The organism is Paenibacillus sp. 7516 (genome assembly GCF_002272715.1).
GTDB lineage: Bacteria > Bacillota > Bacilli > Paenibacillales > Paenibacillaceae > Paenibacillus > Paenibacillus illinoisensis_A.
Genome location: NZ_NPBI01000002.1, coordinates 54905 through 69393 on the forward strand (window position 1 = coordinate 54905; position 14489 = coordinate 69393).

Here is a 14489-nt window from a genome sequence, read left to right on the forward strand (position 1 = left end):
ACCATTTCGTCTACAAGTATAGGAATTGAAGCAGAGCAACCTTAACAAGGGTTGTTCTTTTCATTCCGGGCAAAAAAGGGTTATGATAAGCCTTAGCCAATACAGGCGAATAGAAATTACGCAACCGAAAGGGAGTCAGGAGGTAACATGCCAAACGATCCGTTGTCGAGGTCTAACAATCGCAACAACAATAACAAGTCAACCAAAAAAGCGAAGTCAAAGACCTCTAAAAAGAAAAAAATTACGGGTAAACGCGTTGGGTGGACACTATTTTTCACTATGGCAATCGCCATCTTTTGTGCACTTGGCGGGTATCTGTTCATCATGGTAAGTGGTGAGCGGCTGCTTACAGCCAACATGGACAAAACAACAATTAATGAGACGTCGAAAGTATATGATCGCAATGGCCAATTAATGGGTGAGCTGTCGATTCAGAAGCTGGAACCCGTTGAGGGAGATGAGATTCCCGAATTGGTAAAGGAAGCTTTTGTGGCAACAGAGGATAGACGATTCTATGAGCATCAGGGTGTGGATATCTGGTCCATCGGACGTGCGGCTGTAAAAGACATCATGGCCCGTTCCATGGTTGAGGGGGGCAGTACGCTAACCCAGCAGCTTGCGAAAAACATGTTCCTGTCCCGTGACAAAACATTCTTCCGGAAAGCGACGGAAGTATCCATTGCGATGGCTTTGGAACGCAAGTACACAAAAGACGAGATTCTGACAATGTATCTAAACCGAATCTTCTTCGGTCATCAGCGTTATGGTATTAAGGCTGCATCCGAATTTTATTTTGGCAAGGATAAGCTTGAGGACCTTGATTTGTGGGAAATTGCCACGCTGGCAGCGATGCCTAAAGGGCCATCCGCCTATAACCCGCTGAGCAATCCGAACGATTCCAAAGCACGCCGCGGTGTGGTGCTGCAGCTGATGTACGAACAAGGCTACATTACGAAGGAAGAAATGGATGAGGCCAAAGCGGTGGATTACGATTATACACCACCGGAGAAAGAGCAAAAGTATCAAGCCTTTATTGATTATGTTCTTCGTGAAGCAGAACGCGTAACAGGCAAAACAGAAGATGACCTGAACATCGGTGGATACAAGATTTATACAACCATGGATGCTCAGGCACAGACGGCCATGGAAAGTGCCTTCTCGGATGACAGTTTATTCGAGCAAAGCAAAGATGACCAGAAGGTCCAAGGATCCATGGTTATCATGAACCATGAAAATGGCAGTCTCGTTGCTCTCTTGGGTGGACGTGATTATCAAACGAAGGGGTACAGCCGGGTAACACAGAGCCGGAGGCAACCAGGATCGGCATTCAAGCCCATCGTATCGTATGCCCCTGCACTGGAGTCTGGCGACTATAACGCCAATTCGCCGCTGAGCAATGAGAAGCAGTGCTTTGGCAATTATTGCCCGGGAAACTTGCATGGATACTCTTCAACAATTAGTATGACCGAGGCCATCACGAAGTCGGAGAACATTCCTGCCGTGTGGCTGCTAGATAAAATTGGTGTAAATACAGGCGTACAGTTTGCCAAGAGTGTAGGCATACAGCTTACAGATGAGGATAAAAATCTCGCAATCGCCCTGGGTGGTCTAAGCAAAGGTACAAATACCCTTGAGATGGCACAAGCTTATAGTGCATTTGCCAACCTCGGTGAATATCAAGAGGCTTACTCGATCAAGGAAATCAAAGACAGCTCGGATAAGTCCGTTTACAAGCATGACAAGTCAGACACGACGCGTGTCATGAGTGAACAAAATGCATACGCATTGACACAGATGCTTCAAAACGTAGTCAATGATGGTACAGGACGTTCCGCAAGACTGGATCGTCCGGTAGCAGGTAAAACGGGTACGGTGCAGAGCGGGATCGCTGGCAACAGCGCAAACCGTGATGTATGGTTTGTCGGGTATACACCTGAATGGACTGCTGCAGTCTGGATGGGATATGATAATCCGGACGCAACCCATATGCTCAAAAACAGCAGTAAGCTATCTGCTGCTTTCTTCGCCAAAGTCATGACTGATGCACTGAAGGGTGTACCTGTGAAGGACTTTGAAGCGCCTAAAGGTGCACAGGCACCACCGCCGGAAGAAACGCAACCGGAGCAGCCACAATTATCGGTTAGTGGATTAAGCGGGGCGTATGATCCGAATTCTCAGACGGTATCGCTTAACTGGACAGGAACAGGAGATGCGAATACTCAATACCGCATCTATCGGAAAGAGTCGTCCGAGGCGCAATTCACCCATCTAATTGATTCAGTGGGATCGACTAGTGCGCAGGATCTGAGTGCACTTCCAGGTTTGACTTACGAGTATTATGTTACAGCGTTTGATCTGGCCTCTGGACTTGAAACGGACCCTTCCAATACGATCTCACTTATGATTGAGGCGCAGGAGATCGAACCAGTGGAACCAGAACCGGGTACAGACTCAGGAACGGATCCGGGAACGGAACAGCCTGGTACAGAAAACCCGGATAACGGTTCACCGGATAATGGAAATTCGGGTGAAAACAACGGTAACAATGGGAATAACGGTAACAACGGAAATGGTAATGGAAACAATGACAATAATGGTACCGGTAATGGTAACAATGGAGGACCGGGGCAAGGAAACGGCCAGTCTGGTGATGGAAATACATCCCCTGGAACGGGGACTACCGATCCTGGCGGGAACAATGATGGATCCGACGATGGTTCGGTTACGACTCCTGGTGAAATTGTTCCGCCGGATGCCGGAACAGAAAGCAACACAGGTGAAAATGATGGTTCAGTTGAAACACAGACCGGAAACGATGGTTAACTTTAACTAAATATCTTTAACGCAGTTCTTAACCTGCTTCCCGAATGCTCGGTGAAGCAGGTTTTTTGTTTTAGACAACGATATTTTAACTTCATTCATATCAAGTAATTGGTGAAGCAAAGCTTAATTTTGAGTGTATAACTTAAATATGGTAAGCTGTAGCTATCGTAATACGTTGTGCAAAACTGATTCGTAAGTCATGGAATCGGCTGTGCGGACGTTATTCAGTGTTCACCAATATGAGAACAGGTCAAGGACCTGTAGTCGGCAAAGAGGGGTTCGTATGAAACGGAAATTCGGGGACCGCGCGAACTGGCGCCGGATTACGAACCGACAATTTACATGCCGGTTCGTACAATCCAAAGTTTTTACAGGTTACATTACGTTGTATACCATACAGGATTTGAAAGAACCCTTGTGGAAAACTTATGGGGGGAGTACGTTTTGCATCGCGGATAAAGGGTACTCATGGCTGCAGTACTATCCGAAGGGAGAGCATTTCGTGGTGACAGCCATGTTTGATGATCAGGAACGGATCGTTGAATGGTATATTGATACCTGTCGAAGCCAGGGCATCACGGATCAGGGGGTTCCCTGGTTTGATGATCTCTATCTCGATGTCGTCGTCCTGAAAGATGGAGAGGTATTTTTGCTGGATGAAGATGAGCTTGAAGACGCCCTCTCGCGCAAGCATATTACAACCGGCGATTATGATCTGGCGAACCGAACGGCCAAGGAATTGCTGCACGCTATTGATGCTCACGTATTTCCTTATTTTCAACTATCATTGAAGCATCGGCAGACCTTGTTTGAGAACGGGGAGTTTCGCAAAAACGTTCAAATCTGAGTTTTGACAAGCAGAGAATTACTTCGCCATCCTTCTAATATTGGAGCATCTGATAGAATACATTAATAATCAGGAGAGATCAGCCCGATAAAATAGAGGTGATGGCGAATGAACGGACGGGTCATGGCTGCAGGAGGGCAACCGGGAGGCAGACCATCCAGACAAATTAATGTTGTATTGCGTAACCAAGAGCCTCAGATGTTGGCGAAGGAAGAAGAGACACCACTTCAGGCAGTAAAGGGATTAGCTAAGCACAGCCATTTTCAAGAGATTCAAGGTGAGCTCGAGCAGTTGGTTGGGCTGGAAAATATCAAGGATCTCGTATTTGAAATCTATGCGTTTTTGCAAATAGCCCAGATGCGTTCTGAGGCAGGCCTGATCAGTGGAGCACATGTGTATCATATGATTTTCAAAGGAAATCCAGGGACCGGCAAAACAACGGTTGCGCGGATTGTGGCAAAGCTGTTCCAAAAGATGGGCGTGCTCAGCAAAGGGCACCTTATTGAGGTGGAGCGGGCAGATCTGGTCGGAGAGTACATTGGACATACGGCCCAGAAAACGCGCGATCTGGTGAAGAAGGCACTTGGAGGCATCTTGTTTATCGACGAGGCATATAGCTTGGCTCGCGGTGGCGAGAAGGATTTTGGCAAGGAAGCTATTGATACACTTGTAAAATCCATGGAAGATCACAAAAATCAATTCATTTTGATTCTGGCAGGGTATTCTGAAGAAATTGATTTCTTTCTGCAGACCAATCCGGGATTACCTTCCCGATTTCCTATCCAGGTTGAATTTCCGGATTACAGTATAGATCAGTTGATACAGATTTCAGAGATTATGGCGAAAGAGCGAGACTATATTTTAATGCCACAGACCATCCTGAAGTTGAAACAGCATTTGCTGCAGGAAAAAAATGAATCTCAGCATGCCTTCAGCAATGCCAGGTACGTTCGAAATGCAATTGAGCGGTCCATACGTCATCAGGCGGTTCGATTGCTCGAACAGTATACCCAGGGCAGTCCGGGAAAATTGGAACTGATGACGATTCGAACCGAGGATTTGAAGTTTGAGCGAAAGTAAGCGATAATGTTTTTTTTGGAGCAGCCGGCCGGGTTATCCGGTTCGGCTTAAAGTACGCTATGAGGGAACAATAATCGTAATAGAAGAAGCTGAGTTTGAGAAGGAGGACATATTGAATATGACAGTTACCCATGATACAGATCAGGTCAAGAAAGACCGCGCCGTTTTAGTTAGTTTGATTACAGATGAAGTAAAGCGGTCAGGCATTAATCCGGAGTATTCTTTGGAGGAATTGGTGAAGCTTGCAGAGACTGCAGGTGTTGAGGTGCTGAGTGTATTGTCTCAGAACCGTGAAACCCGGGATACGAAGTGGTTTATCGGAAAAGGTAAAGTAGAGGAGCTACGTGCGATCGCAGAGGAATTGGGCGCGACCACAGCGATATTTGATCAGGAGCTGTCTGGAGCTCAGGTTCGTAACCTGGAAGAGGCACTGGATCTCAAAATTATCGACCGTACTCAATTGATTCTGGATATTTTCGCTCAACGTGCAAATACAAGAGAAGGTATCATTCAGGTCGAATTGGCCCAACTTAGCTATCTGCTTCCACGATTATCGGGACATGGTAAAAACCTTTCACGGCTTGGAGGGGGAATCGGGACACGTGGACCGGGGGAAAGCAAGCTGGAGACGGATCGCCGTCATATTCGGGGGCGCATTGATGATCTGAAACGGCACCTGGAAGAGGTTACACGCCACCGCAAACTTCATCGCGAGCGTCGTAAAAAGACAGGCATTGTACAGGTTGCACTTGTAGGGTATACGAATGCAGGCAAATCCACATTGCTTAAACAATTAACTGCCGCTGATGTATATATTCAGGATCAGCTGTTTGCAACGTTGGATCCAACTTCACGTACGATGGAGCTTCCAAGCGGTAAAGAAATTGTACTTACGGATACAGTAGGGTTCATTCAAAACCTTCCACATGATCTGATTGCCGCTTTCCGTGCAACATTGGAGGAAGTGAACGAAGCTGATCTGATTTTGCATGTTGTAGATGCATCCTCTGCAATGCGGGAGGATCAGATGAGAACTGTGCACGAAATTCTCCAGCAGCTCGGATCCGGCGACAAGCCTCAATTGGTGCTCTATAACAAAAAAGATGCATGTACACCGGAGCAGCTGGAAATGCTTCCTTTGGACAAAGACCATATGAAGGTAAGTGCACTGGAAGAGGCTGACCTGCTGAAGATTCGGGAGCGAATTCAGGAAGAGCTGACGGGGGATACGAAGCGGTTCCGTATTCCTGCAGAGCGGGGAGATCTTACATCTGTTCTTTATAAGGTCGGAGATGTTGTTGAAACAACATTTGAAGAAAACGATGTGATCTATCAAGTTGAGCTGCAAAAAGGGGAATATGAAAAATTCGGTTATTTACTTGAAGATTTCATTGAATTGTAATATACATGACATATTGGTATGGTAAGTTGACACGATAATCGATATTATGCGTTAGATTAGTGCAATGAAGGGGAATGAAGTAAGATGGCAAGCTTGGATACAAAGATTGTGGAGCTGCAACAACAAGTTGAGGCCCAGATTGAACAACAGATGAGAATGATTGACGGTATTACGGATTACAACCAGTGGAAGGTCATTGATGCGTTTCAACGCAAACAAGTCAGTGATTATCATTTTGCCGGATCAACGGGATATGCATATAACGATCGTGGCCGGGAAGTGCTGGATGAGGTATATGCGGACGTATTTGGCGCAGAAGCTGCGTTGGTTCGTCCCCATTTTGCCTCAGGTACACATACGATAGCTACCGCTCTCTTTGGCGTACTGCGCCCAGGTGACGAGTTGTTATACATCACAGGTAAACCTTATGATACATTACACAAAGTCATTGGAAGTCCGGAAGATGGAACCGGCTCTCTACGGGACTTTGGTATTGGATACCGTGAAACCGCTTTGCTGGCAGATGGCAGTGTCGATTGGGATGCAGTTCAGGGGAGTATTACTGCTTCAACCAAAGTCATTGGTATCCAACGTTCACGTGGATATGACTGGCGTTCTTCCTTCTGTATTGATGAGATCGCAGATATGGTAAAACGGGTGAAGGCTATTAAAGAAGATGTTATCGTGTTCGTGGATAACTGTTATGGCGAATTTACTGAGAAACGCGAACCGACAGAGGTCGGGGTAGATCTGATGGCAGGTTCACTAATCAAAAACCCTGGCGGAGGCCTTGCTGAAACCGGGGGTTACATATGCGGGAAGGAAAAGTATGTACAACTGGCAGCGTATCGTTTGACTGCACCTGGCATAGGTGGTGAGGTTGGTGCCATGTTGGGAACGACCCGTGGGATCTATCAGGGACTTTACATGGCGCCGACAATTGTGGGACAAGCGATTAAGGGCAGTACCTTTGCTGCTGCAATGTTTGCTGCTTCAGGATTTGTAACCAAACCTGCTTGGAATGAGACACGCACAGATTTGATCCAAGCTGTGCAATTCTCCTCCGCGGAGCATCTCATCGCTTTTGTACAGGGCATTCAGCGGGCTGCTGCAGTGGATAGTCATGTTGTTCCTGAGCCATGGGACATGCCTGGTTATGAACATCCTGTCATTATGGCGGCAGGTACGTTTATACAGGGCGGAAGTCTGGAGTTGTCAGCGGATGCACCTATTCGAGAGCCATATATTGGCTACATGCAGGGGGGATTAACCTACTCTCATGTTAAATATGGCGTTTTGATGGCGCTACAAACAATGAAAGATCGTAAATTATTGTGAGTTTATCTAACACGTCATTGACACTTAGTAATAACTAAATGTACAATAGGGTGAAGAATAGATGACTGGAAGGTTGATGAACATGGGTGACGAAATTCGCAGAAATATGGCCTTATTCCCGATAGGTATTGTTATGAAACTTACGGATCTGTCCGCTCGTCAGATTCGATATTATGAGCAGCACAGCTTGATTGTACCGGCAAGAACATCAGGTAACCAACGTTTGTTTTCCTTTAATGACGTAGAACGATTGCTGGAGATCAAGGCTTTGATCGAAAAAGGCGTTAACATTGCCGGCATCAAGCAGGTTATGAATCCGGTATCCAAGGAATCCGAAGAAGCGACAGTCATCACCGCAGATACTGAAGTGAAGCGCAGAGAACTGTCGGATACACAGCTGCACCGTTTATTGAAGCAACAGCTGGTTTCGGGTAAGAGACCTGGACAAGTATCTCTCATTCAGGGAGAGCTTTCCCGATTTTTTAATAAAAAGTAAGTTCGCATAACTTGGCGAGTGAGGGGAAATCATGCAGTTGTGATGGCAGACTCCTTGACCCGTTGGACTTTCTAATGTACAAATATAACATGCAAGCCAAATAAGCAGAAAAGAAAGGGAGAGGTATCGTGAGTTATACAAAAGAAGACATTCTCCGCATCTCTAAAGAAGAAAACGTACGATTCGTTCGATTGCAATTTACCGACTTGCTTGGAGCTATCAAAAACGTTGAGATTCCTGTAAGCCAATTGACCAAGGCTTTGGATAACAAAATGATGTTTGATGGTTCTTCCATTGAAGGTTATGTGCGTATTGAAGAATCCGACATGTACCTCTATCCGGATCTCGATTCTTGGCTGATTTTCCCTTGGGTAGCTGAGAACCGTGTTGCTCGCCTAATCTGTGATGTTTATTTGCCGGATGGCAACCCATTCCCGGGAGATCCACGCGGCATCTTGAAACGAAACCTGAAGGAAGCCGAAGAAATGGGATTCACTTCCTTCAATGTCGGTCCTGAACCAGAGTTCTTCTTGTTCAAAACAGACGAAAAAGGAAACCCGACTAACGAACTGAATGACCAAGGTGGATATTTCGACCTGGCGCCTACAGATCTTGGTGAAAACTGTCGTCGTGACATCGTTATCACACTTGAAGAAATGGGCTTTGAGATCGAAGCTTCCCACCATGAGGTAGCTCCAGGTCAGCATGAGATCGACTTTAAATATGCTGATGCTCTTAAAGCAGCAGACCAGATCCAAACGTTCAAACTCGTTGTTAAAACGATTGCACGTCAGCATGGTCTACATGCTACCTTTATGCCAAAACCATTGTTTGGTATGAACGGTTCCGGTATGCACTGCAACCAATCGTTGTTCCAAGGTAGTGCGAATGCATTCGTTGACGAGTCGGACGAGCTGGGTCTCAGCAAAACTGCACGTCACTTCATGGCTGGAACGCTGAAGCATGCGCGTGCGTTTGCAGCAATTACTAACCCAACTGTGAACTCATACAAACGTCTTGTACCAGGTTATGAAGCCCCTTGTTATGTAGCATGGTCGGCCAGTAACCGTAGCCCAATGATCCGTATTCCAGCTTCGCGTGGTCTGAGTACACGTGTAGAGGTTCGTAACCCGGATCCGGCTGCTAACCCTTACTTGGCTTTGGCTGTTTTATTGAAAGCAGGATTGGACGGAATCAAACGTGAGCTTTCCTTACCAGCTCCGATTGACCGTAACATCTACATTATGTCAGAAGAAGAGCGTGTGGAAGAAGGCATTCCAAGCTTGCCAGCTGACCTGAAAGAAGCTTTGAACGAATTGATCCGCAGCGAAGTCATCTGTGATGCACTTGGCGATCACGCCCTGGCTCACTTCTACGAGCTGAAAGAAATTGAGTGGGATATGTACCGTACACAAGTCCACCAATGGGAACGCGATCAATACATTACGTTGTACTAATATGGAAAGCCCTTGGCGCAATAGTGCCAAGGGTTTTTTTTGATGAATTACATTATGGGACACACAGGTGAGTAGTTTACTAACAAAATAGCAGCATTTAATAGTGTACATATAATAGTAAGAGAGAAGATACATATTTTCCAGAGAACAACCGTTTTGATATGTTGATAATTTCATATAAATAAGGTATAATTCAATTATATTTTTAGCAATTTAATTTTAAATCATTAATTGGAGATGTTAATATGGAACAAGCGAAACAACTCGTTGCAAGTCAGCGGGCCTTCTTTTATACAGGACAAACTAAAAATATTGAAAATCGGATTCATGCTCTTCAGCAATTAAGACAAGGGATAGAGAAATATCAGCAACGGATATTGGACGCATTGCATACTGATCTAAATAAATCGGAAACAGAGGCCTATAACTCTGAGATTCGCATCGTTTTGGGTGAACTGGATTTTGCACTAGAACACCTTAAGGAATGGGCGGCTCCTAGAGCAGTGCCAACAAGTGCTGTTATCCCTGATGGTACAAGCACGATCTATCCAGAACCATATGGAGTTGCTCTCATTATTGCGCCATGGAACTATCCGTTCCAACTGGCATTTGGTCCTTTGATTGGTGCAATTGCAGCCGGTAACTGTGCTGTTATTAAGCCTTCTGAATTAACGCCGGCAGTGTCACGTCTAACGTATGACCTGATCACGGATATTTTCCCTGAGGAATATGTAGCTGTCATGGAAGGTGAAGTCGAAACGAGCACAGCCTTGTTGAAAGAGAAGTTTGATTATATTTTCTTCACAGGCAGCACGGGTGTAGGTCGCATTGTTATGAAAGCAGCGGCAGAGCATCTTACGCCTGTAACGCTTGAATTGGGTGGGAAAAGCCCTGTAATTGTTCATAAAGACGCCGATTTGAAGCTGACAGCTCAGCGGATCGTTCGTGGCAAGTTCTTGAATGCTGGTCAGACCTGTGTTGCTCCAGATTACTTGCTTGTACATCAAGACGTACACGATAAACTCATTGAAGAGATTCGTGAGGAGATTCAAGATAAATTCGGTAGGGATGTCATGGGAAATCCTGATTTTCCCCATATCGTCAACACACGTAACTTTGATCGACTGTCTGTATTCCTAGAAGATGGTCAAGCTCTGATTGGTGGTCGCTCTGATCGGGATCAGCTGCTGATTGAACCTACCTTGGTAGGAAATGTGGACTGGGATTCACCTGTTATGCAAGAGGAGATATTCGGTCCCATTTTACCGGTAATGACTTACGAGGATCTTAATCCTCTACTCACTGAGATTGTGCGCCGTCCCAAACCGCTGGCGCTATACCTGTTCACGCAGCAAGAGGAGCTGCAGAATCAGGTCTTGGATCAAGTATCCTTCGGTGGAGGGTGCATTAATGATACGTTGTCTCATATGACTTCACATTATTTACCGTTTGGCGGTGTAGGAGAGAGTGGCATGGGGTCTTATCATGGTCAGCAAAGCTTTGAAGTGTTCTCCCATCACAAAAGCATTCTCAAACGATAACAAATGGAATGAATGAAGTCGAAATATAGCCTATAAAAAAAGAGGTTGTCCTGTTGAACAGGGCAACCTCTTTTTGTCATTACAGTTCAGCTGACTTGCTGTTGGAAGAAAGACTAGTGAATATCACGGAAAAGGCCAATCACTTTACCCAAAATGCTAACATGTTTTAAACGAAGTGGTTCAAATGTTGCATTCTCAGGCTGAAGACGAATGTGGTCTTTTTCTTTGTAGAATGTTTTAACTGTAGCTTCGTCATCTTCAGTCATCGCAACGACAATATCTCCGTTATCTGCCGTTTGCTGCTGGCGTACGATAACGTAATCTCCATTGACAATTCCTGCTTCGATCATACTGTCACCCACAACAGAGAGCATAAACACTTTCTGTTCTCCAACATAATGTGTCGGTAGCGGGAAATAATCCTCAATGTTCTCTGTTGCGGTAATCGGAACCCCTGCAGTGACTTTACCTACGACAGGAATGCGAGCAACACTGTGTGCAAACTGATGGGAGTGTTCTGATTCCTCTTGGCTTAATAACTCAATGGCTCTCGGTTTAGTAGGGTCACGTCTAATGAGACCTTTCTTCTCCAAGCGGTCCAGATGTCCATGAACCGTAGAGCTGGAAGCCAGTCCAACCGCTTCTCCAATTTCACGTACGGAAGGAGGATATCCCTTCAACCGGACTTCATTGCGTATAAACTCCAGAATAGCTTGCTGCCTGCTGGATATCTTCGACATACCGTATCAACCCCATTTTAGTAACGTTTGGGAAAATTATAACATAGAACCTCCGTTCGTACAAACATAAGTTCTAAATAAAATCCGATAAAATCAATGTTTTTGAGTCATTAATTCGTATAGTCCTACAAATCTAACAATAGTAAAAAAACGAGTTAAAATTCACCTAGAGATTTACGGAAAATTTGGAGTTCAAAATAAAGCGAACAATTGTTCTAAAAATCTGTTGTACAAAACAAGTGTTCGTGTTATATTGATTTTAACAGATAGGAACAAACGTTTGGAGGACGATTAATATGAGATATTCCACTTATCAAAGTATTTACGAACCGGTGAATTCGGAAGCGGTCAAGTCTAACATAAGTAACGTTAAACAATGGTTTGCAGAAGCCAAGATGCCAACATGGATGTTGAAATTGATTATGGCATCGTTAATCATAATTATAGGCTGCAGCACTGTATTGACTGTGTTTGCAGGTGATGAGAACAATGTTCTTCCTGGCAGCAAAATAGCAGTATCCCAGGGTGAGACATTATGGAGCTTATCTTTGGAGCATAAACCGGAAAATATGGATACGCGTGTATATATAGAAGCAATAAAGAAAGTTAACCAGCTTCAAACGACTTCAATTCAAGCTGGGCAGGTTCTAATTTTGCCTCAGTTTAACCCCTAAAATCATGATTCAGTTGAGCGAGTAAGTAGCAGCCTTGACAAGCAGCCTCGATCATGTCAAAGTTAGTATGACTTTGTATTTTTGGAGGGGACAAGCTTGGATATAGATAGCCTGGTAGCACGCATCAATGAATTGGCTCGTAAACAAAAGTCCACTGGACTTTCAGAGGAAGAACTTGCCGAACGTGCTAAACTTAGAGAAATTTACTTAAACAACATCCGCAGTAACTTCAGACAGCAACTGGAGTCCATTGAAATTGTAGATGATGAGAAAGATCAAGGCCACCAAGGCAAACTCAAACACTAAGGAAACCTAAAGATATCGTAATGATATTTAGGTTTCTTCCTTTTATTTTGAGAATGCAAATTTATAGGGGGAATGTCGGTTTGCGAATTTTGTAAGCCGATACAAAGATGACATAAGGGGGATTCTCATGGCTCGTTCGTTCGAGAGAACGGTTCGGAAAAATTCAAAGCAGTTGAATCAGCAGCGCAAAAAAAATGGTCAGCCGATTTCGGGTACGCCTGGTGAGGACATTTTCAAAGGACGCAGTCTTCTGTTTCCTATTTTCCTCATTGGACTTGCGTTTTTGTATCTGTTTATGAGCACATTTCTTGTTAAAGCTCCGATGACAACATGGGACTGGGTTACGATGCTGTTGTATGTATTTTTGGCTGTAATTTTTATGCTTCGCCGTCCTTACATCAAAATCGGGAGCAACCGGATTATAACAACCAAAGGGAATCGGGAACGCTCCATTGGAGTAGATGACATCGTTAAGTTTAGATTCGAACAGGGAACGGTAGTTATCGAACATAACAGCCGTGGAAAAAGATGGGTGTTCACTAAACTGTTGAACCGCTATGATACAGATGCCATTTCTGAACGACTTCTGAAATTTGCCAAAGCACATCAGATTACTGTAGAAACAGACGAGAAAAAGTAATTATTCACAAAGGGGAAGATGATCGGAATGGCATTAAAAGCGATTTTGTTCGACCTGGATGATACTTTATTGTGGGATGAACGCAGTGTGCGGGAAGCATTCCACGAAACTTGCCTGCTTGCTTCACAAGAAACCGGCGTTGATGCTGAGGCATTGGAAGAAGCTGTTCGTAATGAAGCTCGTAGTCTTTATGAATCATATGAAACCTTTCCATTCACCAAAATGATTGGTATCAATCCGTTTGAAGGACTTTGGGCTAATTTTACAGGTGGTGACCAGCCGGAATTCCGTCAATTGGAGCAGCTTGCCCCTGTATATCGTAAGGAGTCCTGGCGTCGTGGTTTATTGAAGCTGGGAGTGGACCGTGAAGATTTGGCTGAGCGTCTAGCCGCGCATTTCGGAGCAGAGCGAAGATCCAGACCTCATGTTTATGAGGAAACGATGGACACATTGCGTCAATTGCAGGGAAAATTCAAACTGTTGCTCTTGACGAATGGTTGTCCTGCTCTGCAGCAAGAGAAGTTGGATGGTGTGCCTGAACTGGCTCCTTTCTTCGATGAGATCATCATCTCGGGTACTTTTGGAAAAGGAAAACCGGACCCATCTATCTTTGAACATGCGCTCAGCAAACTTGGAGTAAAACCAGAAGAAGGCTTGATGGTTGGAGATAAACTCACGACGGATATCCGCGGAGCTTTGTCAGCAGGAATCCAGTCTGTCTGGATTAATCGGGAGAACAAAGTGAACTCGGAGTCGTATGTACCCGATCATGAGATTAAGCACTTATCAGAATTAGATCGTATCATTGCTAATTTCTGATTATTTCAGAAGTGAACAATGGTGCATTTTAAAACATTGATAACCTCGGTGAATGAGGCAAAATCATTCATGGGTTATCAATGTTTTTTGGTTTGGTTGAAACTTTAAAACAACAGTGTAATGAAGAAATATTCAAAAATAATAAAAAAAGGTATTGAAATGTTGGGACTGCTGTTTTAGAATGTAACTAACATACTAGTATGACTAGTATGGGAATCATTTAAAAGCAGTACTCTTTTGGCATATCCAGGTTATGGAATCAGAAGTTATTGCTTTATTATTTTTATGTATATTGTAAGCGCTTTACATAGTTTTGGGAAATATTA

The 14489-nt window shown here is 44.5% G+C and carries 13 protein-coding genes; 12 read left to right on the forward strand and 1 reads right to left on the reverse strand.

Features of this window, described 5'->3' with window-relative positions:
• Positions 1-147 precede the first annotated feature (147 nt).
• The 8 genes from CHI14_RS00345 (at position 148) to CHI14_RS00380 (ending at position 10984) form a co-directional block, all read left to right on the forward strand.
• Positions 148-2823 carry a penicillin-binding protein 1A gene (locus CHI14_RS00345; RefSeq protein ID WP_095286431.1) on the forward strand — a complete coding sequence of 892 codons (2676 nt, stop codon included), beginning with the start codon at positions 148-150 and terminating at the stop codon, positions 2821-2823.
• 283 nt (positions 2824-3106) lie between these two features.
• Positions 3107-3670 (forward strand): ribonuclease FAU-1 family protein, encoded by a 564-nt coding sequence (locus tag CHI14_RS00350; protein WP_095286432.1) that lies wholly within the window; start codon positions 3107-3109, stop codon positions 3668-3670.
• Positions 3671-3778: 108 nt separating this feature from the next.
• Positions 3779-4750 carry an AAA family ATPase gene (locus tag CHI14_RS00355; RefSeq protein ID WP_095286433.1) on the forward strand — a complete coding sequence of 324 codons (972 nt, stop codon included), beginning with the start codon at positions 3779-3781 and terminating at the stop codon, positions 4748-4750.
• Between the two features lie 118 nt (positions 4751-4868).
• Complete coding sequence (gene hflX, locus CHI14_RS00360; protein ID WP_095286434.1) at positions 4869-6152, forward strand: GTPase HflX; 1284 nt, start codon at positions 4869-4871, stop codon at positions 6150-6152.
• An 84-nt stretch (positions 6153-6236) separates the two neighbouring features.
• Positions 6237-7490: a methionine gamma-lyase family protein gene (locus CHI14_RS00365; RefSeq protein WP_095286435.1), complete on the forward strand. Its 1254-nt coding sequence runs from the start codon at positions 6237-6239 to the stop codon at positions 7488-7490.
• Between the two features lie 82 nt (positions 7491-7572).
• Entirely contained in the window at positions 7573-7986 is a 414-nt protein-coding gene (locus CHI14_RS00370; protein ID WP_095286436.1) for a MerR family transcriptional regulator, read from the forward strand.
• 128 nt (positions 7987-8114) lie between these two features.
• The gene (glnA, locus tag CHI14_RS00375; RefSeq protein WP_095286437.1) at positions 8115-9443 is read left to right on the forward strand and encodes a type I glutamate--ammonia ligase; all 1329 of its coding nucleotides are present in this window, start codon (positions 8115-8117) and stop codon (positions 9441-9443) included.
• Between the two features lie 245 nt (positions 9444-9688).
• Positions 9689-10984: an aldehyde dehydrogenase gene (locus CHI14_RS00380; protein WP_095286438.1), complete on the forward strand. Its 1296-nt coding sequence runs from the start codon at positions 9689-9691 to the stop codon at positions 10982-10984.
• Positions 10985-11097: 113 nt separating this feature from the next.
• Here CHI14_RS00380 and lexA read toward each other — a convergent pair whose 3' ends face one another.
• On the reverse strand, positions 11098-11724 hold the full coding sequence (gene lexA, locus CHI14_RS00385) for a transcriptional repressor LexA (protein WP_056689962.1): 627 nt from the start codon (positions 11722-11724) through the stop codon (positions 11098-11100).
• A gap of 296 nt (positions 11725-12020) precedes the next feature.
• Here lexA and CHI14_RS00390 point away from each other — a divergent pair, with 296 nt between their 5' ends.
• The 4 genes from CHI14_RS00390 (at position 12021) to CHI14_RS00405 (ending at position 14163) form a co-directional block, all read left to right on the forward strand.
• On the forward strand, positions 12021-12398 hold the full coding sequence (locus CHI14_RS00390) for a LysM peptidoglycan-binding domain-containing protein (protein ID WP_095286439.1): 378 nt from the start codon (positions 12021-12023) through the stop codon (positions 12396-12398).
• A 96-nt stretch (positions 12399-12494) separates the two neighbouring features.
• Positions 12495-12704, forward strand: a complete 210-nt coding sequence (locus CHI14_RS00395; protein ID WP_095286440.1) for a DUF896 domain-containing protein — start codon at positions 12495-12497, stop codon at positions 12702-12704.
• Positions 12705-12831: 127 nt separating this feature from the next.
• Complete coding sequence (locus CHI14_RS00400) at positions 12832-13344, forward strand: hypothetical protein (RefSeq protein ID WP_095286441.1); 513 nt, start codon at positions 12832-12834, stop codon at positions 13342-13344.
• Positions 13345-13371: 27 nt separating this feature from the next.
• Complete coding sequence (locus CHI14_RS00405) at positions 13372-14163, forward strand: HAD family hydrolase (RefSeq protein ID WP_095286442.1); 792 nt, start codon at positions 13372-13374, stop codon at positions 14161-14163.
• The last annotated feature ends 326 nt before the right edge of the window (positions 14164-14489 follow it).